Raw genomic sequence first — 25,365 nt, 5'->3', positions numbered from 1 at the left:
GTTAAGATCGCCGCTCAGCCCACTTCACGGTTCATCCATGTCCGCTGCCCTGCGCTCGCTCTCGATCCTCGCCGCCGTTGCGGCAGGTACGCGCGCGGCCGGGCTGAAACTGAAAAAACGACTCCTCGACTGACGGGGACGTCGCGTCCCGTCAGGCGAATGCCGGACGGGATGCCCGCAGGTCGTTTCTTTCTCCTCGCTCGCATGCCTCGTTCCGGCACTCCGCCGGCGGAACGGTTCCTTCCCACTCCGTTTCCACCATGAGGTTTTGCATGCACACACGTTTCGAAGGTATCTGGCTGCCGATCATCACGCCGTTCCACCACGGCGAAGTCGACCATGCGGCACTCGCGCGGCTCGCGCGCCACTACGCGGCCGCGGGCATCGCGGGATTCGTCGCGGGCGCGACGACCGGTGAAGGCGTCCTGCTCGACGCACGCGAACAGGACGCCGTGTTCGCGACGCTGCGTGACGCGGCGCCCGGCCGGCCGATCGTCGTCGGGCTGACCGCGAGCGCAACGCATTTCGCGGCCGCCCGCGCGCGCGAACTCGCGGCGCTGCGGCCCGACGGGCTGCTCGTCACGCCGCCCGTCTACGTGCGGCCGACGCAGGACGGTATCCGCCGCCATGTCGAGGCGATCGTCGACGCAGCCGACCTGCCGGTACTCGTCTACAACATCCCGTACCGCACCGGCGTGACCGTCGAACTGGATACGTTGCAGGCGCTCGCGCGCGATTCGCGCGTCGCGGGCATCAAGGAATGCGGCGGCACGCTCGACCGGATGAGCCGGCTCGTGCACAACACGCCGCTCGCGATCCTCTCCGGCGACGACAACCAGAACTTCGCGGCGCTGTGCGCCGGTGCGCACGGCGCGATCGCGAGCAGCGCGCACGTGCTGCCCGAATGGCACGTGCGCATCCATGCGCTGCTGCGCGACGGACGGCTCGCCGATGCGCGGCGCCTGTCGGTCGCGCTGCAGCCGCTCGTCGCGGCGCTGTTCGCGGAGCCGAACCCGGCGCCGGTGAAGGCCGTGCTGGCCGCTCAAGGATGGTGCGAGGACGGGTTGAGGCTGCCGTTCGTGCCGGCGAGCGACGGGTTGCGGGAGCGGCTGGCGGCCATCCTTGCCACGCTCGACGAAATCGAGCCGGACGCCGCGGCGGCATAGGCCACTCCGCTACGCACTTGCGCGCCGATGAATCCGGACCCGGCAGACTTTTTCAGACTGTCAGAACCAGAGACAGCCCGTACCGCGCAAGATGGGCATCGGCAGTCACGAGCTGAAGCGGTTCATGCCGGGCCTGCGCAACCAGCAGACGATCGAACGGATCGCGATGGTGGTGCGGCAAATCGCGGACTGCCGCACCATGCACGGCGCGAACAGGCAGCTCGCGAATCCCGCTTGAGCCGATCGCGCGGATCAGCTTGCCCACATCGATGTCGAGTTTCCCAAGGCCGGCCTTGATGGCGGCCTCCCAGATACTCGCGCTGCTGACGAAACGTTCGTCGGCAACCGAGATCAGCTTGCGCGCCCGTGCGCTGAGCCTGGGGTCATTCGTCACGATCCACAGGAAGATGTGCGTATCGAGCAATAGCCGCATCAGCGCCCTTCGAACGCATCCAGCAGGTAATCGGGCAGCGGAGCGTCGAAATCGTCCGCGATCCAGACCTGCCCTTGCAGGACGCCGAACCGGATGGGCAGTTTGGCAGGCACGAGTAGGTCGACGGATACGCCGTCGGCCGGGGCTGAGCCGTCAGCCCGCAGCGGCGGCTCGATCGCGGTGGCGCCGGGTATGTTCGCGTTTTGCATGATGACCTCCGTTTCAGGTAGCCACCACTGTAGTCGCGTTCTCCTGATCGATCCATTCGGCCGATCGGCAGAGGAGCCGCCGAACTGCAGCCCACGGTGGTCCGCTGCGGACCCCGGGGCGTCGTATCACGCCGCCAGCGCCACCTCACCCGCCGTCGCGTCCCGCACCGCCTGCGTCACGATCCGCGCGAGCCGGTCGACGGTCGGCGTCGCCGACGACGTGCGCCGCAGCAGGATCAGCGGCAGGCTCGGCAGCTCCGGCAACCCGAGCGACGCCGCGCCGAGCACGCGCACCGACGCAGGCAGCCCGTAGTGCGAGCGCACGGTCAACCCGAGGCCGGCCGCCGCCGCGGCCCACAGCCCGGCGAGGCTCGGCGTCGTGAACGCGACACGCCACGGCACGCCCGCGCGGTCGAGCGCATCGGTCGCCGCGCCGAAGAACCGGCATGGCCGGTCGAACACAACGAGCGGCAGCAGCTCGCCCGGTGTACGCATGGCGCGGCCATCACCCGCTTCGCCATGCACGGCAACCGCACTGCCTTCCCCGCCCTCCTCGCCCCCACCCGGCATCCCGAACCCGCCCGCGCCCGCCGCGCCGATCCATTGCATCGGCACCTGCGCGATCGCTTCGCTGTCGATCCCCGCCCGCGACACGAGCGCCGCCGACGCCGGATCGCCCCACACGAGCGCGAGATCGAGCTGGTTCGCGTCGAGCCGGTCGAGCAGATCGGCGTTGCGCGCCACGCGCGCTTCGATCTTCACCTTCGGATGCGCGCGCGCGAATCGCCCGAGCACGTCGGGCAGGATCGCCTCGCCGAAATCCTCCTGCAGCCCGACGCGCACCCAGCCGTCGAGATTCACGCCGCGCACGGCCGCGGCCGCCTCGTCGTTCAGCTCGATCATCCGCCGCGCGTAGCGCAGCATCGCGTCGCCGGCGTCGGTCAGCGCGAGCCCGCGCCCCGCTTTCACGAACAACGGCGTGCCGGCCTGCTCCTCGAGCTTGCGGATCTGCGCGCTCACCGCCGACGACGAACGCGCGACGCGGTCGGCCGCCTTCGCAAAACTGCCGAGATCCACGCCCGCGACCAGGCTGCGCAGCGCCGCCACGTCGAAGTTGGGCCGCGCCAGCGCGGCATCGGCGAGCGCGAGCGACTCGCCGCCGCCGCGCGGAATGTCTTGTCCGGACATATCAACCATCCCGTTTTATCGAACGATTCATCAAAAACTTTCCGATTTTCAGGATGAATGTAGGCGGCCAGACTGTCGATGTCAATTTCCAACCCGGGCCGCCCGTCATGGATACCTCCTGCATTGCTCCCCCCACCTCACCCGCCCGCGACACGCGCGGCCCGGCCCATCGCTGGTGCGTGCTGGCCGCCGGCGTCGCCGCGAACATGAGCTTTTCGGCCGCCGCGGCCGGCATTCCGACCACGGCCGTGTGGATGCGCGCGGCCTATCACCTCGACAACGGCGCGCTCGGCCTCGTGCTCGGCGCGCTCGGCTTCGGCGTCGCGCTGTCCGAGTTGCCGTGGGGAATCGCCGCCGACCGTTTCGGCGATCGCCGCGTGCTGCTCTCCGGGCTCGTCGCGACGGCCGCGATGCTCGCGCTGATGGTGTGCACGATCGTCCCGAGCGCGCACGCGGTGCCGCCGCTCGCGCGCGTCGTCGCGGCGATGTGCTGCGTCGGCCTGCTCGGCGGCAGCGTGAACGGGTCGAGCGGGCGCGCGGTGATGCGCTGGTTCGGCGAGCGCGAACGCGGGCTCGCGATGAGCATCCGCCAGACGGCCGTGCCGCTCGGCGGCGGCGGCGGCGCGGCGCTCTTGCCGTCGCTCGCGTCGCATCTCGGTTTCGCCGCGGTATTCGGCGCGCTGATGCTGTTGTGCGCCGGATCGGCCGCGCTGACCTGGCGCTGGCTGCACGAGCCGCCCGCCGTGTCCGCTGCCGCACACGTCGCCGTGCATCGCCCGGCCGAACGGCCGCAGCCCGCCCGGCTCGCGCACGGCCCGCTCGCGAGCGGCGCGGTGTGGCGCATCGTGCTCGGCATCGGCCTGCTGTGCGCGCCGCAGTTCGCGGTGCTCACGTTCGCGACGGTGTTCCTGCACGACTTCGGCCGGCTCGGCCTCGCCGGCATCAGCGCGGCGATGGTCGTACTGCAGCTCGGCGCGATGGTGATGCGCGTATGGAGCGGCCGCCATACCGACCGGCACGGCAACCGGCGCGCGTACCTGCGCGGCTCGGTGCTCGTCGCGGCCGGGTCGTTCACGCTGCTCGCGGCTGCGACGGCCGGCAGCCCGCACGTGCCACTCGCCGCGATCATCGCGATTCTCGTGTTCGCCGGCATCTGCGTATCGGCGTGGCATGGCGTCGCGTACACGGAGCTCGCGACGCTCGCGGGCGCGAACCACGCGGGCACCGCGCTCGGGATGGCGAACACGGTCGTCTACCTCGGGCTGTTCGCGACGCCGCTCGCGATTCCGCCGCTGCTCGCCGCCAGTTCGTGGAGCGTGGTCTGGCTCGCGGCCGCGCTGGTCGCGGGCGCCACCTACCCGCTGTTCGCCGCGCGCTAGCGGCTGCGCATTACACCCGGGCGCCGCGGCGTACCCCACGAACGCCCGCGCCTTCGTCAGGCCGCCTCGCGCGCCAGCGCACGCCGCGCAGCCGGCCGCTCGGCCTCGCGCTGCGCATGGGCGGTCCACGCGGGATGCCGCGTCATGTCGAATCCGATCGCGACACCCCAGCGATACAGCACGAGCAGGAACGGATCGACGATCGAATGCGCGCCCGGCTCGGCCCACGTGCGGCCGTCGGCGAATGCGGCTTCGATCGCCACGTTCGCGGCATCGATCACGCCGCGCCCGTGCGTGCTGATCGCATCGTGCAGCGCCGGATCGCCGATGAAGCGGCCCGGGCGCCACAGCGCGCCGTAGCCGACGCCATGCACCCAGCCGACCAGCCAGGCGAGCCATTCGTGGCACCGCGCCTCGCGCAGCGGATCGCCGAGCGGCAGCAGTTGCGCGTCCGGATGACGGCGCGCGAGGTACGTGAGGATCGCGGGTGTTTCCGTCAGCGCGCGCGGCTCGCCCGGAATCGCGAGCGCGGGCACGCGCGCCTTCGCGTTGATCACGAGATAACGCGCCTCGAGGTTCTGCTGCTTGTGCACGGAGACGATCTCGACGTCGAACGGCGCGCCGGTTTCCTCCAGCGCGATGTGAGCCGCAAGCGAGCAGGCGCCCGGCGAAAGATAGAGACGATATGCGTTCATGATGGTGTGGCCCGGCGGTGCTGTGGATGACGGAACCGAGTGTAGGAACGCGCGGCCGGGCGCCGCAAACGATGAATTGTCGTGCTCGGACATTAGTGTTACTAATACCCGCATGAGACGCATCCACCTCCCTCCGCTACAGACGCTGCGCGCGTTCGAAACCGCCGTGCGGCTGCAGAGCTTCACGCGCGCGGCCGACGCGCTCGCGCTCACGCAAGGCGCGGTCAGCCAGCACATCCGCGCGCTCGAGGCGCAGCTCGGCTATCCGCTCTTCACGCGCGAACGCAACGGCGCAACGCCGACGCAGGCCGCGCACGCGCTCGCGCTGCAGGTACGCCAGGGCCTGAGCGTGCTCGAACGCGCGTTCGAACCGGCGCTCGCGACACGCAGCCGCCCGCGCACCTGCGATGTCACGCTCAACGTCAGCGTGCTGCCGAGCGTCGCCGAGCGCTGGCTCGCGCCGCGCCTGCCGCGCTTCTCGGCCGCGCATCCGCACATCGCGATCGCGCTGCACCCGGACGTGGCGCTCGCGCCGCTGCGCAAGCGCGACCGCATCGACGTCGCGCTGCGTTACGGGCCCGGCACGTGGCCGGGCGTCGTCGCCGAGAAGCTGATGAACGAGACGATCTTCCCGGTCGCGAGCCCCGCATACCGCAATCGCGACGGCATTGCGCCGCGTGCGCCGGCCGATCTCGTGCGCGCGACGCTGCTGCGCCATCCCGCGCAGCCGTGGGAACCGTGGTTGCAGGCCGCGCGGCTCGACCTCACCGAATCCGCGCGCGCGCCGCGCTTCACCGATGCGAACGCGCTGATCGACGCGACGCTGAAAGGGCGCGGCGTCGCACTCGCGCGCCGCTCGCTGATCGAACCCGAACTCGCAAACGGCACGCTCGTGCGCGTGTCGACGGTGCGCGTGACCGACGTGTACGCGCACTACGTCGTATGGCGCCCCGGCCATCCGCACGAAGCGGCGATCCGCACGTGGCTCGACTGGCTGCGCAGCGAGGTGCGGCGACGCACACCGCGGCGCTGACGCAACGCAACGGACCGCATGCGTCCATCATGAACGGTCAGGCCGCCGTGGATGCGCTTACGCATCGTTTCGCGCGCCCGGGTAAAAGTGCCCGACTCGCATCGTCCGCCGGGAAATATTGCGCTTCCGCCACGCCGCGCAAGTGCATGGTCAGGATATCGAAAGCACTCTGCAATCACGCACCGGTCGCAAACGATTCACCGAAACGTCGCATCGCATCGGCATACTCGAAAACGTTTCCCGATCAGCCCGCCAGGAGAGCAGTCATGCGTCGTGTTTCCGTCGTCGTCGTTCTTTGTGCCGCCGCGTTCGTTGCCGCTTGCAGCGATGACGCGCCGCACGACGCGAATACGGCCGACACGTCGCAGCAGGCCGGCGCATCGGCCGGCTCCGCGAGCGCATTCAACAGCGAGGCGAGCGCGAACGCCGCCGCGTCCGATGCCGCACCGCTCGCGCCGCCCGTCGTGCACTACCCGCCCGATGACGACGACGACGCGAAGCCCGCGATGAACGCGGCCGCTTCATCGGCCGCCGCATCGTCGCCGAGCGGAGGCTGATCCCGCCGTTTCCGTCCCCCGACGCAGAACCGAGGTGAACAACATGCCGTCATCGAGCCGCCGCCGTTTCCTGCATACCGTCGCACAATCCGCGGGCGCCGCCGTCGCGCTCAACGCATTCCCCGAATCGATCCGCCGCGCACTCGCGATTCCCGCCGCGCGCGGCACCGGCACGATCCGCGATGTCGAGCACATCGTCGTGTTCATGCAGGAAAACCGTTCGTTCGATCATTACTTCGGACACCTGCGCGGCGTGCGCGGCTACAACGACCGCTTCCCGATCCCGCTGCCGAACGGCAAACCGGTGTGGTACCAGCCGTCGAAGGCCGATCCGGCGAAGCCCGTGCTGCCGTTCCGGCTGAATACGCTGACGACGAGCGCGCAGTGCGTCGGCGACCTCGACCACTCGTGGTACAAGACGCACGCGGCGATCGACGGCGGCCGCTACGACCAGTGGCCCGCGAACAAGACCGACATGACGATGGGCTATCACGTGCGCGAGGACATCCCGTTCCACTACGCGCTCGCCGATGCGTTCACCGTGTGCGACAACTATTTCTGCTCGCTGCCGGGGCCGACGCACCCGAACCGCTCGTACCTGATGACGGGCACGATCGACCCGACCGGCAAGTTCGGCGGCCCGCTGCTCGACAACAGCGACTATGTCGACGGCGACGGGCCGCCCGCGTACCAGTTGCTGTCGTGGACGACCTTTCCCGAACGTCTCGAAGCGCGCGGCGTGTCGTGGCAGATCTACCAGCAGGGCACGACGGGCAATGATCCGTACAACGGCAACTACGGCACGAACGTGCTGCAGAACTTCGCGAACTTCATCAACGCGAAGCCCGGTTCGTCGCTGTACCAGCGCGCGCAGACGGTGCGCACGCTCGACGACCTGAAGAACGACGTGATCAACGACCGGCTGCCGCAGGTGTCGTGGCTGTGCCCGCCCGCCGCGTTCTCCGAGCATCCGAAATACACGCCCGCGTACGGCGCGAACTACACGTCGCAGATCCTCGATGCGCTCACCGCGAATCCGGACGTGTGGCGCAAGACCGCGCTGTTCATCATGTACGACGAGAACGACGGCTTCTTCGATCACATCGTGCCGCCGCAGCCGCCGACGTCGGCCGCGCAGGGCGCGTCGACCGTGACGACCGACGGCGAGCTGCACACGGTCGTGAACCCGGGGCGCGGCGGCAGCTACACGGCCGACGGCCTGCCCTACGGCCTCGGGCCGCGCGTGCCGATGACGGTCGTGTCGCCGTGGACCAAGGGCGGCTTCGTCTGCTCGCAGGTGTTCGACCACACGTCGGTGATCCGCTTCATCGGCGAGCGGTTCGGCATCGACGAACCGAACATCACGCCGTGGCGCCGCACGGTCTGCGGCGACCTCACCGCCGCGTTCGACTTCCGCTCGTCCGATGCGTCGTTCCCGCCGCTGCCCGACACGAGCCAGTACCGCTCGATCGCGGACCAGCAGTGCACGTCGCAGCCCGCGCCGACCGTGCCCGCGACGCCGTCGCCGGTTGCCCCGCAGGAGCCCGGCGTGCGGCCGGCGCGCGCGCTGCCGTACGAGCTGCATGTGAACGCGAGCGTGTACGGCGGGACCAAACTGCGCATCGAGTTTGCGAACCGCGGCAACCAGGGCGCGCACTTCCACGTGTATTCGACGAACCGCACCGACGGCCCGTGGCGCTACACGGTCGGCGCGCGCCGCCTGCTGCATGCGGACTTCGACCTGACGGTGACGAACGGCGTGTATGCGTTCTCGGTGTACGGGCCGAACGGCTTCGTGCGCGTGTTCTCGGGCAACGTGTCGGCCCCGGCCGCGCCGCACCGCAACCCGGCGCAGCCGGAGGTGAAGGCCGGCTACGACGTCGCGAACGGAAACCTGTACCTGAAGCTGCGCAACCATGGCGGCGCCCACGTCACGCTGACGCTGACCGACAACGCGTACGGCGCGCCGTCGCGGCAGGTGACGCTGCACGGCGGCGACGAGCATGTCGAGCAGTGGGCGCTCGCGTCGAGCCACCAGTGGTATGACGTGACGGTGAGCGACGGCGCGAACGGCACGTTCTCGCGCCGCTTCGCGGGCCACGTCGAAAACGGCCGGCCGAGCTATTCGGACCCGGCCGCGGTGCAGCCCGTTTCCGCGTCGTAAGCGCGACGGTGCGGCATTGTGCGGCGCCTGCCGCGCAATGCCGCCCGGCGGTCAGACCGCGTGTGCGAGCGCGCGGTCGACGAGTTCGGCCTCGAAGCCGTCGTCCGCGTCCCGAAAGCGCAGCGGCGCCGCGCAATGGACCAGCGTGTCGACGAAATACTTCGCGCGCGGCCACGGCCCGAAGCCGGCCGCGGTGTTGATGTGCCCGGCGTCGCCGAGGTTCACGAACGCGCTGCCCAGGCGCTGCGCGAGCGTGCGCGCATCGGCGAGCGGCATCCACGGATCGGTTTCGCTGCCGATCACGATCGACGGCACCGCGAGCCGGCGCGCATCGAACGGGCCGGCGAACGTGAATTTCTTCGGGCTGGCGGGCGCGACGAGCAGCACGCCCGCGACATCGCCCGCGTGCGGCCCCTGCGTCAGCGCATGCGCGGCCGCGAGGCAGCCGAAGCTGTGCGCGGCGAGCACGAACGGGCCGCGCTCGCGCTCGAGCAGCACGCGCACCGATTGCGCCCAGCGCGCGAGATCGGGCGCGTCCCAGTCATCCTGCTCGACGCGCAGCGAGCGCGGAAACTGCCGTTCGAGCCAGGTCTGCCAGTGAGCGCCTTCGCTGCCGTGCAGGCCCGGAACGGTGACGAGCCGCGGCGGCCACGCCGATTTGCTGCATGCGCGCATGATTGCCCTCGCTTGCTTGAAGACGAGCCTCGATTGTGTCGCGCCGCGCACGGCGGCCGAACCAATATTTTGTGCTTTGCTTTTACGCGGGCCGGCCGCCGTGCGCCAGCCGGCGACGCAACGGCGCGAAACGCGCCGCGAAACCGTAGAATGTGGGCTTCCCGTCAGCTTCACGCGAAACAGGGCCGGGCGCCGACGCGCCGGGCGCCGTCGTCAGGAGATGCCCGATGTCCGCTGTGCCCGCCGGCGCATTGCGCCCGTTCCACCCCGCTTTTCCCGCGACGCGCCCTGCCGGCGCGTGCCACGGTAGCCTGCCCGGCTACCCCGAGGGTCGCGGCATGGTCGCGAACTGACGCGATGAAAATCCTGTTCTACTCCCCGCACCAGGAAGCCGCCGCGTGGCGCGCCGAGATCGCGCACGCGCTGCCGGAAGCGGAACTGCGCGCGTGGCAGCCGGGCGACACGGCCGCCACCGATTACGCGCTCGTCTGGCGCGCGCCCCGCGAGTTCTTCGCACCGCGCGACGGCCTGCGCGCGATCTTCAACCTCGGCGCGGGTGTCGATGCGCTGCTCGCGCTCGACCGCGCGCACCCCGGCACGCTGCCGCCGCACGTGCCGCTCGTGCGGCTCGAGGATTCGGGCATGGCGCAGCAGATGGTCGAATACGTGACGCACGCGGTGCTGCGCTACCTGCGCCGCTTCGACGAATACGACATCCAGCAGCGCGAGCGCCGCTGGCGCCCGCTCGACCCGCATCCGCGCACGCGCTTCACCGTCGCCGTACTCGGCCTCGGCGTGCTCGGCGCGCAGGTCGCGCTCGCGCTCGCCGCACTCGGCCTGCCGGTGCGCGGCTACAGCCGCAGCGCGAAGCAGCTCGACGGCGTCGAAACCTTCGCCGGCGACGGCGCATTCGACGCGTGCATCGACGGCGCGAGGGTGCTCGTCAACCTGCTGCCGAGCACGCCCGACACCGACGGCATCCTGTCGGCGCGCACGTTCGCGCGGCTCGCGCCGGGCGCGTACGTCGTCAACGTCGCGCGCGGCGCGCATCTCGTCGACGCCGACCTGCTCGACGCGCTCGCGAGCGGCCACGTCGCCGCCGCGACGCTCGACGTGTTCCATCACGAGCCGCTGCCCGAGGATCACCCGTTCTGGCGCGCGCCGCGCATCACGATCACGCCGCACAGCTCGGCCGAGACGCTGCGCGCGGAGGCCGTCGAGCAAATCGCCGGCAAGATCCGCGCGTTCGAGCGCGGCGAGCGCGTCGGCGGCATCGTCGACTACGCGCGCGGCTACTGAATTCCGACTGACAAAGAAACCAGGAGACAACCATGACCTTCCCCACCGCCGTCAAGATCGTCGAAGTCGGCCCGCGCGACGGGCTGCAGAACGAAAAGACCTTCGTGCCGACCGACGTGAAGATCGCGCTCATCGACCGCCTGTCGCGCGCCGGCTTCCGCAACGTCGAAGCCGCGTCGTTCGTATCGCCGAAATGGGTGCCGCAGATGGCCGACGGCGCCGAGGTGATGGCGGGCATCGAGCGCCGCGCGGGCACCGTGTACTCGGTGCTCACGCCGAACCTGAAAGGCTTCGAGAATGCGCTCGCCGCACGTGCCGACGAAGTCGTGATCTTCGGCGCGGCGAGCGAGGCGTTCTCGCAGCGGAACATCAATTGCAGCATCGCCGAGAGCATCGCGCGCTTCGAGCCGGTCGCGAAGGCCGCGAAGGACGCCGGCCTGCGGCTGCGCGGCAGCGTGTCGTGCACGCTCGGCTGCCCGTACCAGGGCGAAGTGCCGGTCGCATCGGTCGTCGACGTCGTCGAACGCTTCGCGGCGCTCGGCTGCGACGAGATCGACATCGCCGACACGATCGGCGTCGGCACGCCCAAGCGCACGCGCGAGGTGCTGTCGGCCGTCACGCGCGTGTTCCCGCGCGAACGCCTGTCGGGCCACTTCCACGACACCTACGGCCAGGCGCTCGCGAACATCTACGCGGCGCTGTTCGAAGGGATCGAGATCTTCCACGCGTCGGTCGCGGGCCTCGGCGGCTGCCCGTACGCGAAGGGCGCAACCGGCAACGTCGCGACCGAGGACGTGCTGTACCTGATGCAGGGCCTCGGCATCGACACCGGCGTCGATCTCGCGCAGGTCGTCGCCGCCGGCGACTTCATCTCGAACGCAATCGGCCGCGCGAACGTGTCGCGCGCCGGTCGTGCGTTGCTCGCGAAGGCGCAGAACGCGGCCGACGCCGCGAACTGCGTCTGACCCCGGCATTCCATGGATTCCTCAACATGACGACACCTGCTTCATTCGATTCCCTCCCCGATTCCGCGCGACGCGTCGCGCTGCTGCTGCGCGAGCGCGGCCACGCGAAAGGCATCGTGATGCTCGCCGAAACCGGCAAGACCTCGGCCGAGGCGGCAGCCGGGCTCGGCTGCTCGGTTGCGCAGATCGCGAAGTCGATCCTGTTTCGCCGGCAGTCGGACGGCGCGCCCGTGCTCGTGGTCGCGAGCGGCGTCAACCGCGTCGACGAGAAGAAGGTCGCCGCGCAGGTCGGCCCGGTCGGCCGCGCGGACGCGAAGTTCGTGCGCGACAACACCGGCTATGCGATCGGCGGCGTCTGCCCGATCGGCCATCTCGTCGAACCCGTCACGCTGATCGACGCCGACCTGCTCGAGCTCGACAGCCTGTGGGCAGCCGCCGGCCATCCGCATGCGGTGTTCAACCTGTCGCCGCACGAACTCGTGTCGCTGACGGGCGCGCCGGTAGCGGACGTCGTGTTACGGGACGAAGCATGAGCGATGTGCCGGTGATGATCGGCACGGTTGCATCGCCGTGCACCGACGTCTGCAGGATCGATCCGCGCACCGACTGGTGCGCGGGTTGCCTGCGCACGCGCGACGAGATCAAGGGATGGCGCGCGTCGGACGACGACGCGCGGCGCGCGCTGCTCGCGCGGCTCGATGCAAGACGGCGGTTGCTCGCAGGAAGCGAAGCATAAAGATCTTCGGACGCGCGTGTTCCACCAGGAAGCGGGAACAACTCGGGTATCGTGAAATTCTCGGGCGCGCCCGCGACATGTTCGGGGAAGTCAATGACCAACGTTCAGGAACAGATCACCCAGCACCTCGCCGTTCTCGAAGGTCTCGACATCGGCGGCATCAATCGTGCAGCCGACATGCTAACGATGCAGTTCGGCCCGATGCGGCAAACCACCACGCGAAAGGGCACGCTGAAATGGGTGGGAGCATGGGCGCTGCATATTCAATGCAATTGGCAACTCCGGCGAGAAAACGACATCGTCGCGACCCAAGACGATCTTCGCGGCTCCGACGATGAAGCACGCACAACTGTGGCGCGTCTAGACGTGTTATTGATCAAGCATGGCCAGACGACCGTCGAACGCGCGCTTGGCGGCGAATCGGGGCAAGCATGGATAACGCTGTCTGCGGGTATGAGCCTCGTCATCATGCCCAACGGCATGGCTGACGAAGAAGACTGGCGACTCTTTGAACCCAGCGTCGACAGTCCGCATTTTGTGATCGAAGGCGGCCGGATCGCTCCCGATTCACTCGCATGAAGCAATCCGGCCAAGGCCGCTGCTAGGATCGAGCAAAAAAAAGCCGTTCAGCCTCACGGGCGAACGGCGTCGAGATCGGAATCCTGTGAACGTGATCAACGTCACAGCCCGCATCATACGAGCGACGCGAGCGCATCGCATCGGGTGTTTCCCTACAACTTCTTTCAGTATCTTTCACGCGTGCGTGCGGGCCCCGCACGCGCCCGTTTCACGTCCGTTTCGCGCGCAATCCGCGTTCCCGCCACGCGCAGGCGGCGAGTCCCGCGCCCCTTCGCGACTGCCCGTGACGGCATGCCGAATCGTACGATCGTTTCAGGGGTTGCCGACCGCCGCGCGACGTGCGGGCACGATGCGCCAGCCGAGATTCACGCCGGCCGCCGCGAGCAGGATCAGCAGCGCGCCGAGCACCTGTGTCCACGCGAGCGTCTGCCCGAACGCGAAGTGATCGACGACGATCGCGACGACCGGGTAGACGAACGACAGCGCGCCGGTCATCGCGGTCGGCAACTTCTGGATCGCGCCGTACAGCAGCACATACATCAGGCCCGTGTTCACGACGCCGAGTACGACGAGGTCGAACCACTGGCCGGCGGTCGCGGGCAGCGTGTCGAAGTGCGCGAACGGTGCGAGCAGCAGGATGCCGAGGCCGGCCTGCAGCAGCGCGAGCAGATGCGGCGGCGTGCCCTTCAGGTGCTTCGTGACGATCGACGAGATCGCGTACAGGAACGCCGCGCCGAGCGACAGCGCGACGCCTTCCAGGTATTCGCCCGGCACCGCGAGCACGGCCGGCTCGACGCGCACCACGCAGACGAGCCCGACGAAGGCGAGCGCGAGCCACGCAACCGTCGACGCGGTGATCCGTTCACGGAACACGATCGCGCCGAGCGCGACGAGCATGAACGGCTGCGTGTTGTAGACGGCGGTGGCCATCGAGATCGACGCGCGCGAATAGGCGGCGAACAGCAGCAGCCAGTTCGCGACGATCGCGACGCTGCCGAGCGTCGCCAGCGCGAGCATCCGCGGTGAGAACAGCGCGCGGCGCAGGAAGCCGAACGCCGCGCAGACGATCGCGAGCGTTGCGGCGCCGAACAGGCAGCGGAAAAATACGACGTTGGTGAGCGGTTGCTGCGACGACATCACGAGCCAGCCGATCGTGCCGGACATCATCATCGCGACGACCATCTCGGCAGCGCCGCGGCGGATTTCATTCGAGGCCATCAGGTACTCCGTTCAAGAGAGTGGATGACTTCGATTCTAGAAACTTGCTTTCGCCGCAACCACGGCTAAACTGAAGCGAATCGACCAATTTACCTTCGAAAGCAAAGCGATCATGCCGAAACGCCTTTCCCCGCCTGCCGTCGCATCGCTCGACGCGACCGACCGCGCGATCCTCGCGGCGCTGGCCGACGACGCGCGCATCGCAACCAGCGAACTCGCGCGGCAGATCGGGCTGTCGGCGCCCGCGACCGCCGACCGCGTGCGGCGGCTCGAGGCGCAAGGCGTGATCGCCGCGTTCACCGTCGAGCTCGACCCGCGCGCGCTCGGCTACACGCTGCAGGCGATCGTGCGCGTGAAGCCGCTGCCGGGCCAGCTTCATCTCGTCGAGGAATTGCTGCGCCGGATTCCCGAATTCGTCGAATGCGACAAGGTGACCGGCGAAGACTGCTTCATCTGCCGGCTCTACCTGCGCACGATCGAGCACCTCGACGACATCCTGTCGAAGGTGACGGAACGCGCGGAAACGAGCACCGCGATCGTCAAATCGACGCCCGTGCCGCGCCGGCTGCCGCCGCTCGCCGAGGACGATCAAGCGCACCGCTGAACGAGCGGCACGCGCCGTCGAACCGCCGCTTACGCTGTCGGGTCGCGCGCCTCGAAGAACGCGAGCAGTTCGTCGATCAGCGCGACGGGCGCCTCTTCCGGAATGTAGTGTCCGCAATCGAGCGCGCGGCCGCTGACGTCGCGCGCGACGCGCCGCCATTCGTCGAGCGGATCGAAGCAGCGCCCGACGATTCCGTTCGCGCCCCACAGCACGCGCAACGGGCACGCAACCTTGTTGCCGCGTTCGAGATCCGCACGGTCGTGCTCGAGGTCGATCGTCGCCGATGCGCGGTAGTCCTCGCACATCGCGTGCACGGCGCCCGGCTGCGCGAGCGCCGCGCGGTACGCGTCGAGCGCCTCGGGCGCGAACCCGGCGGACCGGTTGCCCATCACGCGCTCGATGTACGCATCGGTATGCGCGCCGATCAGCGTCTCGGGCAGCGGCTCGGGCTGGATCAGGAAGAACCAGTGGAAATACGCGGTCGCGAATGCGCGATCGGTTTTCTCGTACATCGCGAGCGTCGGTGCAATGTCGAGCAGCATCATCCGCTCGACGGCGTCCGCGTGGTCGAGCGCGAGCCGGTGCGCGACACGCGCGCCGCGATCGTGCGCACACACGTGGAAGTGCTCGAAACCGAAATGCCGCATCACGGCGACCTGGTCGGCCGCCATCGCACGTTTCGAATACGGCGCGTGCTGCGCGTCGCTCGGCGGCCGGCCCGATGCGCCGTATCCGCGCAGGTCGGTGGCGATCACCGTGAAGTGATTCGCGAGCGTCGCGGCAACGCGATGCCAGATCATGTGGGTTTGCGGATGCCCGTGCAGCAACAGGAGCGGCGGGCCCGCGCCTCCTTTGACACCGAAGATGTCGGTGTCCTGCACCGTCACGCGAAACGGTGCAAACGCCTCAAACGACATGGTTTGTTTCTCGTTGGTTTGTTATGGCGGCTATTTTAGGAGCGCTTGCGCGTCGGCACAGCGGGGCAACAGCCAGAATCCGTAGAAAGAGAACACTCACTCGATTGCCACCACACCGCGCGTTTTGTTAAGCTCGCGTAGAATCGCACGATCGTTCGTATTAATATAAACAGCCTGTTCCGCAGCTACACTCGAATCACCGTTCGACCGCAAAGCATGGTTTGAGCATCGGCGCGATCGCGCGGGCTCCGACCGCCCCTGGAGACTGGAGACATCACATGGCATTGCCCACCGTCCTGCAGAACCTGACGCTGCCCGTCATCGCGTCGCCGATGTTCATCGTCAGCTACCCCGAACTCGTGCTCGCGCAATGCAAGGCGGGCATCGTCGGTTCGTTCCCCGCGCTCAACGCCCGCCCGGCCGAACTGCTCGACGAGTGGCTCACGCAGATCCAGGCGGAGCTCGCCGACCACAAGGCGAAACACCCCGACGCGGTGATCGGCCCGATCGCGGTCAACCAGATCGTCCACCAGTCGAACGCGCGGCTCGAGCACGACGTGCGCGTGTGCGTCGACCACAAGGTGCCGATCTTCATCACGAGCCTGCGCGCACCGGCGCGCGAGATCGTCGACGCGGTGCACAGCTACGGCGGCATCGTGCTGCACGACGTGATCAACCTGCGCCACGCGCAGAAGGCGCTCGAAGCCGGCGTCGACGGGCTGATCCTCGTCGCGGCCGGCGCGGGCGGCCATGCGGGCACGACGTCACCGTTCGCGCTCGTCGGCGAAGTCCGCAAGATCTTCGACGGTCCGATCGTGCTGTCCGGCTCGATCGCGAACGGCGGCTCGATCCTCGCCGCGCAGGCGATGGGCGCCGATTTCGCGTACATGGGCACGCGCTTCATCGCGACGCAGGAAGCGCACGCGGTCGAGGACTACAAGCGCGCGATCGTCAACGCGAAATCGTCCGACATCATCTACACGAACCTCTTCACGGGCGTACACGGCAACTACATCCGCGAGAGCATCGAGAAAGCCGGCCTCGATCCGGAAGCGCTGCCGGAATCCGACAAGACGAAGATGAATTTCGGCAGCGACAAGACGAAGGCGTGGAAGGACATCTGGGGCGCAGGCCAGGGCGTCGGCCTGATGGACGACCTGCCGAGCGTCGGCGCGCTCGTCGAGCGCCTGAAGCGCGAGTACGACGACGCGAAGGCGCGGCTCGGCATTCCGCGCTGACGCATGCGACGACGGCGGCGCTCTCCGCCGTGCATGACGTCATGCCAAACAAAAAAGCGCGAACCGCATGAACTGCACCCCAAAAGTTGGACATCGATCCAACCTTTGGGGTGTTTTTTCATGACGAAGTACAACGAGCAGTTCAAGCGGCAAATCGTAGACGAGTACCTTGCCGGCAACGCTGGAGTGAAGGCGTTGGGCAAGCGATACGGCCTGAGCTATACGCTAGTGCACCGGTGGGTCGCCCGGTATCGTGAGCACGGCGTTGCCGGACTGAGTAAGAAATACAGCCACTATGATGAGCAGTTCAAGCTTTCGGTTTTACAGCGTATGTGGCGCGATGAGCTTTCGTATCGCGAGGTCGCGACACTATTCAACATTCGTGGTGACCGAACCGTGGCAACTTGGGTGCGCTTGTATCATGACGGCGGTATAGATGCTCTGAAGCCTCGCCGACGAGGACGCCCGCCCAGCATGAAGCCTGAACCAGACATGAAACCGGAGTTCCCGCTGCAGCCCGATGAGGCACGCACGCCGGACACGCTCTCACGCGACGACCTGCTCAAAGAGAACGAATATCTGCGTGCGGAGGTGGCGTACCTAAAAAAGCTCGATGCGCTGCTGCGATCAAAGGAGCAAGCAGCGCCAAAGAAAAAGCGCAAATAGTGCGCGAGCTCAGGCAATGCCATCCGATAGCAGCCCTTCTGAAAGCAGCAGATCTGGCGCGCAGCACGTTCTACTATCAGTTGAAGGTGCTGGATGCCGGTGATCGACATGCCGATCTCAAAGCCAGGATCCGGACCGTGTACGAGCATCACCAAGGTCGTTACGGCTATCGGCGAATCACCGCCACAATCCGGCAGGCAGGACACGCGATCAACCATAAGACCGTGCAACGACTGATGGGACAATTGCGACTGAAGTCCTTGGTGCGCCCAAAGAAATACCGCTCCTGGCGAGGCGAAGTTGGTCGTGTCGCGCCTAATCTGCTGCAGCGCAAGTTCGATGTCGAGCGCCCGAATCAGAAATGGGTAACCGACGTGACTGAGTTCAACGTCGGTGGCCAGAAGCTGTACCTGTCGCCAGTGATGGATCTGTACAACGGGGAGATCGTCGCCTATCAGATGGATCGACGGCCAAGCTTCGAGATGGTCAGCCGTATGCTGAAGAAGGCGCTGACCAAGCTTGGACGCAAGGATCGACCGCTGCTGCATTCGGATCAGGGCTGGCAGTATCAGATGCCAGCGTATCGTCGGCTGCTTGGCCAGCACGCGTTGACGCAGAGCATGTCACGCAAAGGCAACTGCTTGGACAACGCCGCGATGGAGAGCTTCTTCGGTACGCTCAAGTCAGAGTGCTACAGGCTGCAACGCTTTGCTAGCGTCGAACAGTTACGCGATGCGTTGGATCGCTACATCCATTACTACAACCACGATCGCATCAAGCTCAAACTAAAAGGGCTGAGTCCCGTTCAATACAGAACTCAGCCCTTGGGCGCCTAGCCTTCTTAAACTGTCCAACTTTGTGGGGTCAGTTCAGCAGCGGTTCGCGCTTTTTTCATGGCCCCGCCGTCGAGCGGGAAATACGGGTTCAGACCACGCGCTTCATCCGCGTGATCGGCAGCACGCGCAGGCGCGACTCGATCGACGGGCACAGCGACTGTCCTTCGAAACGCGCCGCCAGGAAATCGACGAACGAACGCACCTTCGCGGACACGTGACGACGGCTCGCGTAGACCGCATAGATCGGCGCCTCGTGCGGCGGTACCGCGTCGAGCAGCACCGGTATGAGCCGGCCGGATTCGATGTCGTCGCCGACCACCTCGGTGCCGAGCAACGCGATGCCCGCGCCCGCGAGCACGGCCGCACGCAGCCCTTCGAGGTGATTCACGATCAGGTTGCCGTTCAGGTTCACGCGCGACGCGGCAGCCGCGTCGATCACCAGCGAATCGAGCATCGTCGAATTCGAGTCGCGCCGCAGGTAATTGTGCTGCGCGAGATCGGCGATCGTCTCGGGCGTGCCGTGCTTGTCGAGATACTCGGGCGACGCGACGAGCAGGATGTGCGCGGTCGCGATCTGCCGCGCGACCAGCGACGACGATTTCAAACCGTTCGGCGCCGCGCGCACCGCGACGTCGTAGCCTTCCTCGATCAGGTCGACCACACGATCGGACAGCGTCATGTCGACGGTCACGTCGGGGAAACGGCCCGCGTATTCGGTGACGGCCTGCATCACGTGCCGCAAGCCGAACGCGGACAGCGACGTCACGCGCAGCCTGCCCTGCGGCACCACGCTCGCGGCGCCGACTGCCTGCCCGGCTTCGTCGAGTTCAGACAGCGCCTGCACCAGGCGCTCGTAATATTCGCGTCCTGCCTCGGTGGGCGCGACGCGTCGTGTCGTGCGATGCAGCAGCCGCGCGCCGAGCTGTTGCTCGAGATGCATCACGTGCTTGCTCGCCATCGCAGCCGACATCTGCATGCGCTCCGCCGCGCCGACGAAGCTGCCCACTTCGACGACGTAGCGAAACACATTCATGCTGACGAGGGTATCCATCGAACTAGCTCGTAATGACGGGGGAATGGTCCAATTACGAGATAGGGTAACAAAGGCTAGGAAACAGAAAGGTCAAGAAAGGCAAAACGGCGCCGCGAGTGGCGGCGCCGTTTCGGGCGGGAAAACATGCAGCCGGAACGCGCGATTTTCGCGCGCGTGCTGCGCGCCGATCGCGCGTGCGCGTCAGAACTTCGCGCGGATACCTGCGCCGAACGTGTTGCCGCTCGACAGGCCGCTGATGTGATCGTTCATGTACGCAGCGTAGACGTCCGTGCGCTTGGACAGCGGATAGTCGTAGCCGACGGCCCAGGTCTGGCGCGTCTGGTCGAGGCCGCCCGCGTCGCGCGAGTATGCGTACGACGCCATCGCGTTGCCCACGCCGAGCGGCACCGACACGCCGCCCTGCGCGGTGTTCACGTGCCAGCTGCCCGCGACCTGGTCATTCTTCGTATACATGTACTGGCCGAACAGCTTCACGAGCTTCAGGTCGTAGGTCGCGCCGACGAGCGCGATGCCCTGGCTCTTCATGCCGGTGACGAGCGCGCTCAGGTCCTGCGGGCCGTTGTTGAAGTTCACGTACTGATACATGGCGGTCGCCGCGAACGGGCCGTTCGCATAGTTGAACTGCGCGCTCCACTTCTTCGAACGGTTGTCGCCGGCCTGGTTGCCGAGCGCGTACATCGCGCCGAAATTCAGGCCACCGAACGACGGCGACGTGTACGACAGCGCGTTGTTCCAGCCCGAATCGCCGACCGCACCCTGGTCGCTCGGATAGGTCGGGAACGTGCCGAGGCCGAGGAACACGTGGTACACCATCGGCGAGAAGGTGTACGAGTCGTAGAACGGGTTGAACAGGATCGTCGACAGGAACAGGTGCGTCGTCAGGCGGCCTGCCGTCACCGTGCCGTACGGCGAGCTGATGCCGACGTACGCGTTGCGCGCGAAGAAGGTGTCGCCCTGGAAGCGGCCGAACTGACCGTTCTGCGCACGGAAGAAGCTTTCCAGCGTGAAGATCGCCTTGTACCCGCTGCCGAGATCCTCGGCGCCGTGCAGGCCCCAGTACGACGTCGACATCCCGCCGCCCGACACGTTCCATGCGCGATTGCCGCCGGGGAACTTGGTGGCGCCGACCCATTCGTCGACCTGACCGTAGAGCGACACGCTCGATTGCGCATAAACGGGTGCGGCAGCGGCCACGCAGGCGGCGGCTGTGATCAGCTTGACGGACGTGCGCGACGCACGGCGAGCAAATGCTTTCATGGGATCTCCAGGTTTTGTCGAATTGTCGATAAGTGGCGCGAGCGTTGTTTTTGGAGCCGATAGCTTGCGTCGTGTGGGGCGCAGCCATCTTTACGGATCATTCGTCCGGTCAAAAATGCGCACACTTATTGCTGGTATAGCGCCAGCATTAACTTCGCGGAATCGATACATGGCCGGATACACACGGCGGCCCCGCGCGGAGGCGACAGCGCGACGGGACGGCGGCGTGGCACACGCGAGCCGGGCGCGAAAGATAGCGCAATGCGGCGGGAAAATCAGCGGAATTATGTGGCCAACTGTTGCGAATTCGCATCAGCAGCAGAGGGGACGAACGCGCGGGCGCTCAGTTTCGGTAGAACGGGGAGAAAAACGGCGAGTGCGCAGGCTCTTCCTGCGAGCGGGGCGGCGGCATCGGACGGCCACCGCGCTCCTCGTTGTAGCGCGCGACGTCGGCGCGGATCGAACCGGCGCGCAACGGCACGTTGCCGCCGCCGCCCGGCGGGCGCGGCATCTGGCGCGCGTCGGCGCTGATCGGGCGATACGGGTTTTGCGCGGCGTAGTGGCCGTAGGACGGCGTCGGCCGCAGCCCCCAGCGCGAGCCGTAGCCGCTCACGCCTCCGGCACGCGCGCCTGCCGGAGGCGGAACGCGGCGCCAGACGGGCGCGCCGCCGGCCGGCTGGCCGTACGCGCGCATGTCGCCGCCACCGAAACCGTGGCCGCCGAAACCGTGACCGCCGTGTGGCGGCTGGGCGAGCGCGAGCGGCATCAGCAGCGCGCCGAGCACGCCCGCCACCCATCGTCCGATCTTCCGTTTCACCCGTTCCGTCATCGTTTCGTGCCTGTTCACGCCTGTCGGCGGCCGCTTTCGACCGACGCAAGGCTTTCAGCAGTAATTTATGAGCGGCCCGAAAGTGTGTCGAGCCAAAAAGTGTTAGGTCGCCGGCATCGGTGTAACACCATGTTACTGCTAGGTTTTTTCACTTCAGGGTGCAATCGAGGCAGAACATTCTTCTGCCGTTTTGCGCATTGCCGGGCGCCGATGACGATCGTTGTTGCATGCAATCAATTCATCAATCGATTCCCACAATGAATTTGTGTAGTGAATAGCCAACCGGGACAATGTCGCGATCCGCGCGCGCGACGCGCGCCTCCGTCGTTTCCGAATCGAGTTCCCGATGGCCCGTCCCCGTTTTCTTCCCGACAACTTCACGCTCGCGCTCGTCGGCACCGTTGTGCTCGCGAGCTTCCTGCCGTGCCGCGGCCCGGCCGCCCACGCGTTCAACTGGGCGACCAACATCGCCGTCGGCCTGCTGTTCTTCCTGCACGGCGCGAAGCTGTCGCGCGAAGCCGTGGTCGCAGGTGCGACCCACTGGCGGCTGCACGCGGTCGTGCTGCTCAGCACGTTCGCGCTGTTTCCGCTGCTCGGCCTCGCGCTGAAACCCGTGCTGCAGCCGCTCGTCACGCCGACGCTGTATGCGGGCGTGCTGTTCCTGTGCACGCTGCCGTCGACGGTCCAGTCGTCGATCGCCTTCACGTCGATCGCGAAGGGCAACGTGCCGGCCGCCGTGTGCGCGGCATCCGCGTCGAGCCTGCTCGGGATCTTCGTCACGCCGGCGCTCGTCGGGCTGATGATCACGTCGCAGTCGGCCGCTGCCGCGTCGCCGTGGAGCACCGTCGGCAGCATCGTGATGCAGCTGCTCGTGCCGTTCGTCGCCGGCCAGTTGCTGCGGCCCGTGATCGGCGGCTGGATCGAACGCAATCGCGGCGTGCTGCGCTTCGTCGACCAGGGTTCGATCCTGCTCGTCGTCTACGTCGCGTTCAGCGAGGCCGTCAACGAGGGCCTCTGGCACCAGATCCCGGCGCGCGCGCTCGGCGGCCTGCTCGTCGTCAACCTCGTGCTGCTCGCGATCGCGCTGCTGCTGACCGCGTTCGTCAGCAAGCGGCTCGGCTTCAACCGCGCCGACCAGATCACGATCATCTTCTGCGGGTCGAAGAAGAGCCTCGCGGCCGGCGTGCCGATGGCGAAGGTGATCTTCTCGGCGAACGCGGTGGGCGCGATCGTGCTGCCGCTGATGCTGTTCCACCAGATCCAGCTGATGGCGTGTGCAGCGCTCGCCCAGCGCTGGGGGGCGCGCGACATGAGCGGCGAGGGTGACGAAGGCAGCGCGACAGCGGCGCCCGGCGCGCTGAGCGCGGGCAAGCGCTGACGAACGAGGGGCGTGGCGGACGCCGGGTGGCGGCTTTCCGCCACTCCGCCTTTCGCCTCCCGCCTTCCGCCTTCCGCCTTCCGCCTTCCGCCTTCCGCCTTCCGCCTTCCGCCTTCCGCCTTCCCGCCTTCCCGCCTTCCCGCCTTCCCGCCTTCCCGCCTTCCCGCCTTCCCGCCTTCCCGCCCCCTCCGAACGGCGCACCAATGCGCCCACCGGCGCGATGCACCACCAACGCCCATCGCGTCACCAAATCTTCATTGAATTCTCCGCGAGCGGTGCCGTTAAGCCGGACGTCCCGTCGATTCGGCTGCCCTCGCCCATGCCCGCGCCTCACTCCGATTCCGCTGTCGCCAGCACCACGCGCCTGATCGCGGATCGCGCGCTCGCCGCCGTCTTCCAGCCGATCGTCGATCTGGGGTCGGGAACGGTCGTCGGTTACGAGGGGTTGATCCGCGGCCCGCGCGGCACCGACCTCGAGCCGCCCGCCGCGCTGTTCGCGCAGGCCGCGCGCGAAGGCGAAACCATCGCGCTCGAACAGGCCGCAGCGCTCACCTGCCTCGATGCGTTCGCGGCACTCGGCTGCGACGGCAAGCTGTTCCTCAATTTCAGCGCCGGCACGATCCTGCAGCTCGCACGCGAACGCGACCGCGCGCGCCAGTTGCTCGGCCGCGCGCAAGTCGGCGCCGAGCGCATCGTGATCGAGCTGACCGAGCAGAACACGATGCCGGACGTCGCGCACATCGGGCCGGCGGTCGCGTCGCTGCGCGATGCCGGCATCCAGTTCGCGCTCGACGACTACGGCACCGCGAACGCGAGCATGAACCTGTGGCTGCGCCTGCACCCCGACGTCGTGAAGATCGACCGCTTCTTCATCCACGACATCGCGCGCGACCCGCTGAAGTTCGAGGCCGTGAAGGCGATGCAGCACTTCGCGCAGGCGAGCGGCGCGCAGCTGATCGCGGAAGGCATCGAGAACGAATGCGACCTGATCGTCGTGCGCGACATGGGCATCTGCTGCGTGCAGGGCTTCCTGCTCGGCCGGCCGAATGCGCAGCCGTCGCGAGTCGTCGCGCCGGCCGCGCGCGATGCGATCCGCGCGCCGCACATCGCGGTGTTTCCCGGCGCGACGCGCACCGTGCGGCCGGCCGGCACGATCGCCGCGAAGATGCTCGTCGCCGCGCCGGCGCTACCGCGCGACGCGACCAGCAACGACGTGCTCGACCTGTTCAACCGGATGCCGGACCTGCATGCGGTCGCGCTCGTCGAACGCGGGCGGCCCGTCGCGCTCGTGAATCGCCGCGGCTTCATCGACCGCTTCGCGCTGCCGTATCACCGCGAGGTGTTCGGCAAGAAGCCGTGCCTGCAGTTCGCGAACGACGCGCCGCTGATGATCGACAACGCGACGACGTTCGAGCAGCTCGCGATGCTGCTCGCGAGCCACGACCAGCGCTATCTCGCGGACGGCTTCGTGATCACCGAACACGGCCGCTATCTCGGGCTCGGCACCGGCGAAAGCCTCGTGCGCGCGGTGACGGAGATGCGCATCGAAGCCGCGCGCTACGCGAATCCGCTGACGTTCCTGCCCGGCAACATCCCGATCAGCGCGCACATCGACCGCCTGCTCCAGCGCGACGCCGGCTTTCACGCGTGCTACGTCGACCTGAACCAGTTCAAGCCGTTCAACGACCAGTACGGCTACTGGCAGGGCGACGAGGTGCTGAAGTTCGCCGCGACGGTGCTGGCCGGCGTGTGCGATCCGCAGCGCGATTTTCTGGGGCACGTCGGCGGCGACGATTTCCTCGTGCTGTTCCAGCGCGACGACTGGCACGCGCGTGCGACCGACGCGATCGCGCGCTTCAACGACGGCGCGCAGCACTTCTACACGCAGGCCGACCGGGAGGCCGGCGGGCTGCACGGCGAGGACCGCCACGGCAACCCGGCGTTCTTCGGCTTCGTGACGATGGCGATCGGCGCGGTCGGCGTGCCGGCCGGCGCGCACGGCGCGCAACGCTACGGCAGCGACGAGATCGCGTCGGTCGCGGCGCTCGCGAAGCGGCGCGCGAAACAGCAGCCGGACGGGCTCGCGGTCGTCGATCTCGACGCAGGCCGCGCGGCGCTGCGCAATCGCGGCGAACCGCCGACCGTCGCGGCAGGCTGAACGGCACACGGCGAGCGTTCGCGGATACCGCCACACGCCGCGCGACGACTGCGAACGCCCGCCAGCCGCCCGCCCGGATCACGGCACACCGGCTTCCGGCCTGCCCGTGCAGGCTGCCGGACACCTCGCGTG

26 protein-coding genes are annotated in these 25,365 nt (G+C 67.8%); 16 read left to right on the top strand and 10 right to left on the bottom strand.

What is annotated here, in order from left to right; translation table 11 throughout:
* Nucleotides 1–272: 272 nt before the first annotated feature.
* Entirely contained in the window at nucleotides 273–1,166 is an 894-nt protein-coding gene (gene dapA / locus BBJ41_RS13875) for a 4-hydroxy-tetrahydrodipicolinate synthase (protein WP_069746869.1), read from the top strand.
* A gap of 52 nt (nucleotides 1,167–1,218) precedes the next feature.
* On the opposite strand, the gene BBJ41_RS13870 is transcribed toward dapA, so the two are convergent.
* The 3 genes from BBJ41_RS13870 to BBJ41_RS13860 form a co-directional block, all read right to left on the bottom strand.
* Nucleotides 1,219–1,599 (bottom strand): type II toxin-antitoxin system VapC family toxin, encoded by a 381-nt coding sequence (locus BBJ41_RS13870; RefSeq protein ID WP_069746868.1) that lies wholly within the window; start codon nucleotides 1,597–1,599, stop codon nucleotides 1,219–1,221.
* Nucleotides 1,599–1,808 carry a hypothetical protein gene (locus BBJ41_RS13865; RefSeq protein WP_069746867.1) on the bottom strand — a complete coding sequence of 70 codons (210 nt, stop codon included), beginning with the start codon at nucleotides 1,806–1,808 and terminating at the stop codon, nucleotides 1,599–1,601. The genes BBJ41_RS13870 and BBJ41_RS13865 overlap by 1 nt, the downstream gene beginning before the upstream one ends.
* A 126-nt stretch (nucleotides 1,809–1,934) precedes the next feature.
* On the bottom strand, nucleotides 1,935–2,996 hold the full coding sequence (locus BBJ41_RS13860) for a LysR substrate-binding domain-containing protein (RefSeq protein ID WP_069746866.1): 1,062 nt from the start codon (nucleotides 2,994–2,996) through the stop codon (nucleotides 1,935–1,937).
* Nucleotides 2,997–3,103: 107 nt separating this feature from the next.
* Between BBJ41_RS13860 and BBJ41_RS13855 the strand changes: the two genes are divergently transcribed.
* Nucleotides 3,104–4,375 carry an MFS transporter gene (locus BBJ41_RS13855; RefSeq protein WP_069746865.1) on the top strand — a complete coding sequence of 424 codons (1,272 nt, stop codon included), beginning with the start codon at nucleotides 3,104–3,106 and terminating at the stop codon, nucleotides 4,373–4,375.
* A 56-nt stretch (nucleotides 4,376–4,431) separates the two neighbouring features.
* Here the strand turns inward: BBJ41_RS13855 and BBJ41_RS13850 are convergent, their stop codons facing one another.
* Nucleotides 4,432–5,070, bottom strand: coding sequence for a glutathione S-transferase family protein (locus BBJ41_RS13850; protein ID WP_069746864.1), 639 nt, complete (start codon nucleotides 5,068–5,070; stop codon nucleotides 4,432–4,434).
* A 112-nt stretch (nucleotides 5,071–5,182) separates the two neighbouring features.
* Here BBJ41_RS13850 and BBJ41_RS13845 point away from each other — a divergent pair, with 112 nt between their 5' ends.
* The 3 genes from BBJ41_RS13845 (at nucleotide 5,183) to BBJ41_RS13835 (ending at nucleotide 8,824) form a co-directional block, all read left to right on the top strand.
* A complete protein-coding gene (locus tag BBJ41_RS13845) occupies nucleotides 5,183–6,103 on the top strand; it encodes a LysR substrate-binding domain-containing protein (protein ID WP_069746863.1) in 921 nt (306 codons plus the stop codon).
* Between the two features lie 266 nt (nucleotides 6,104–6,369).
* On the top strand, nucleotides 6,370–6,660 hold the full coding sequence (locus BBJ41_RS13840; protein ID WP_069746862.1) for a hypothetical protein: 291 nt from the start codon (nucleotides 6,370–6,372) through the stop codon (nucleotides 6,658–6,660).
* Nucleotides 6,661–6,703: 43 nt separating this feature from the next.
* A complete protein-coding gene (locus tag BBJ41_RS13835) occupies nucleotides 6,704–8,824 on the top strand; it encodes a phosphocholine-specific phospholipase C (RefSeq protein ID WP_069747703.1) in 2,121 nt (706 codons plus the stop codon).
* Between the two features lie 51 nt (nucleotides 8,825–8,875).
* Here BBJ41_RS13835 and BBJ41_RS13830 read toward each other — a convergent pair whose 3' ends face one another.
* The gene (locus BBJ41_RS13830; RefSeq protein WP_069746861.1) at nucleotides 8,876–9,499 is read right to left on the bottom strand and encodes an RBBP9/YdeN family alpha/beta hydrolase; all 624 of its coding nucleotides are present in this window, start codon (nucleotides 9,497–9,499) and stop codon (nucleotides 8,876–8,878) included.
* Nucleotides 9,500–9,726: 227 nt separating this feature from the next.
* On the opposite strand from BBJ41_RS13830, the gene BBJ41_RS41915 reads away from it, so the two are divergent.
* The 6 genes from BBJ41_RS41915 to BBJ41_RS13805 all read left to right on the top strand — a co-directional run bounded on the left by BBJ41_RS41915 (nucleotide 9,727) and on the right by BBJ41_RS13805 (nucleotide 13,078).
* Complete coding sequence (locus BBJ41_RS41915; RefSeq protein WP_257786447.1) at nucleotides 9,727–9,852, top strand: hypothetical protein; 126 nt, start codon at nucleotides 9,727–9,729, stop codon at nucleotides 9,850–9,852.
* A gap of 4 nt (nucleotides 9,853–9,856) precedes the next feature.
* A complete protein-coding gene (locus BBJ41_RS13825) occupies nucleotides 9,857–10,798 on the top strand; it encodes a 2-hydroxyacid dehydrogenase (RefSeq protein ID WP_069746860.1) in 942 nt (313 codons plus the stop codon).
* A gap of 32 nt (nucleotides 10,799–10,830) precedes the next feature.
* Nucleotides 10,831–11,763 carry a hydroxymethylglutaryl-CoA lyase gene (locus BBJ41_RS13820; RefSeq protein ID WP_069746859.1) on the top strand — a complete coding sequence of 311 codons (933 nt, stop codon included), beginning with the start codon at nucleotides 10,831–10,833 and terminating at the stop codon, nucleotides 11,761–11,763.
* A gap of 26 nt (nucleotides 11,764–11,789) precedes the next feature.
* Nucleotides 11,790–12,296, top strand: coding sequence for a YbaK/EbsC family protein (locus tag BBJ41_RS13815; RefSeq protein ID WP_069746858.1), 507 nt, complete (start codon nucleotides 11,790–11,792; stop codon nucleotides 12,294–12,296).
* Nucleotides 12,293–12,499: a DUF1289 domain-containing protein gene (locus BBJ41_RS13810; RefSeq protein ID WP_069746857.1), complete on the top strand. Its 207-nt coding sequence runs from the start codon at nucleotides 12,293–12,295 to the stop codon at nucleotides 12,497–12,499. The genes BBJ41_RS13815 and BBJ41_RS13810 overlap by 4 nt, the downstream gene beginning before the upstream one ends.
* A 93-nt stretch (nucleotides 12,500–12,592) precedes the next feature.
* Nucleotides 12,593–13,078, top strand: coding sequence for a hypothetical protein (locus BBJ41_RS13805; RefSeq protein WP_069746856.1), 486 nt, complete (start codon nucleotides 12,593–12,595; stop codon nucleotides 13,076–13,078).
* Nucleotides 13,079–13,390: 312 nt separating this feature from the next.
* Here BBJ41_RS13805 and BBJ41_RS13800 read toward each other — a convergent pair whose 3' ends face one another.
* Nucleotides 13,391–14,296 (bottom strand): DMT family transporter, encoded by a 906-nt coding sequence (locus tag BBJ41_RS13800; RefSeq protein WP_069746855.1) that lies wholly within the window; start codon nucleotides 14,294–14,296, stop codon nucleotides 13,391–13,393.
* A gap of 112 nt (nucleotides 14,297–14,408) precedes the next feature.
* Here BBJ41_RS13800 and BBJ41_RS13795 point away from each other — a divergent pair, with 112 nt between their 5' ends.
* Entirely contained in the window at nucleotides 14,409–14,900 is a 492-nt protein-coding gene (locus BBJ41_RS13795) for an Lrp/AsnC family transcriptional regulator (protein WP_069746854.1), read from the top strand.
* A gap of 29 nt (nucleotides 14,901–14,929) precedes the next feature.
* On the opposite strand, the gene BBJ41_RS13790 is transcribed toward BBJ41_RS13795, so the two are convergent.
* The gene (locus BBJ41_RS13790) at nucleotides 14,930–15,817 is read right to left on the bottom strand and encodes an alpha/beta fold hydrolase (RefSeq protein WP_069746853.1); all 888 of its coding nucleotides are present in this window, start codon (nucleotides 15,815–15,817) and stop codon (nucleotides 14,930–14,932) included.
* 278 nt (nucleotides 15,818–16,095) lie between these two features.
* Here BBJ41_RS13790 and BBJ41_RS13785 point away from each other — a divergent pair, with 278 nt between their 5' ends.
* Entirely contained in the window at nucleotides 16,096–17,055 is a 960-nt protein-coding gene (locus tag BBJ41_RS13785; protein ID WP_069746852.1) for an NAD(P)H-dependent flavin oxidoreductase, read from the top strand.
* 120 nt (nucleotides 17,056–17,175) lie between these two features.
* Nucleotides 17,176–18,557, top strand: a protein-coding gene (locus tag BBJ41_RS40405; RefSeq protein ID WP_156814746.1) for an IS3 family transposase whose coding sequence is annotated in 2 segments (ribosomal slippage) — nucleotides 17,176–17,656 and nucleotides 17,656–18,557 — 1,383 coding nt in all. Because the reading frame shifts where the segments join, the coding sequence is not laid out codon by codon here.
* An 88-nt stretch (nucleotides 18,558–18,645) separates the two neighbouring features.
* On the opposite strand, the gene BBJ41_RS13770 is transcribed toward BBJ41_RS40405, so the two are convergent.
* From BBJ41_RS13770 to BBJ41_RS13760, 3 genes are all read right to left on the bottom strand, one after another.
* Entirely contained in the window at nucleotides 18,646–19,608 is a 963-nt protein-coding gene (locus BBJ41_RS13770) for a LysR family transcriptional regulator (RefSeq protein WP_069746851.1), read from the bottom strand.
* Between the two features lie 183 nt (nucleotides 19,609–19,791).
* Nucleotides 19,792–20,868, bottom strand: a complete 1,077-nt coding sequence (locus BBJ41_RS13765; protein ID WP_069746850.1) for a porin — start codon at nucleotides 20,866–20,868, stop codon at nucleotides 19,792–19,794.
* A 343-nt stretch (nucleotides 20,869–21,211) separates the two neighbouring features.
* Nucleotides 21,212–21,697, bottom strand: a complete 486-nt coding sequence (locus BBJ41_RS13760; RefSeq protein ID WP_069747702.1) for a peptide-binding protein — start codon at nucleotides 21,695–21,697, stop codon at nucleotides 21,212–21,214.
* A 346-nt stretch (nucleotides 21,698–22,043) separates the two neighbouring features.
* Here BBJ41_RS13760 and BBJ41_RS13755 point away from each other — a divergent pair, with 346 nt between their 5' ends.
* Together BBJ41_RS13755 and BBJ41_RS13750 are read left to right on the top strand one after the other, a co-directional pair.
* Nucleotides 22,044–23,075 (top strand): bile acid:sodium symporter family protein, encoded by a 1,032-nt coding sequence (locus BBJ41_RS13755; protein ID WP_069746849.1) that lies wholly within the window; start codon nucleotides 22,044–22,046, stop codon nucleotides 23,073–23,075.
* Nucleotides 23,076–23,394: 319 nt separating this feature from the next.
* On the top strand, nucleotides 23,395–25,233 hold the full coding sequence (locus tag BBJ41_RS13750; protein ID WP_069746848.1) for an EAL domain-containing protein: 1,839 nt from the start codon (nucleotides 23,395–23,397) through the stop codon (nucleotides 25,231–25,233).
* Nucleotides 25,234–25,365: the final 132 nt, after the last annotated feature.

It is taken from the genome of Burkholderia stabilis (assembly GCF_001742165.1).
GTDB classification, from domain to species: Bacteria; Pseudomonadota; Gammaproteobacteria; order Burkholderiales; family Burkholderiaceae; genus Burkholderia; species Burkholderia stabilis.
This window is presented reverse-complemented; position numbering and strand designations above follow the sequence as displayed.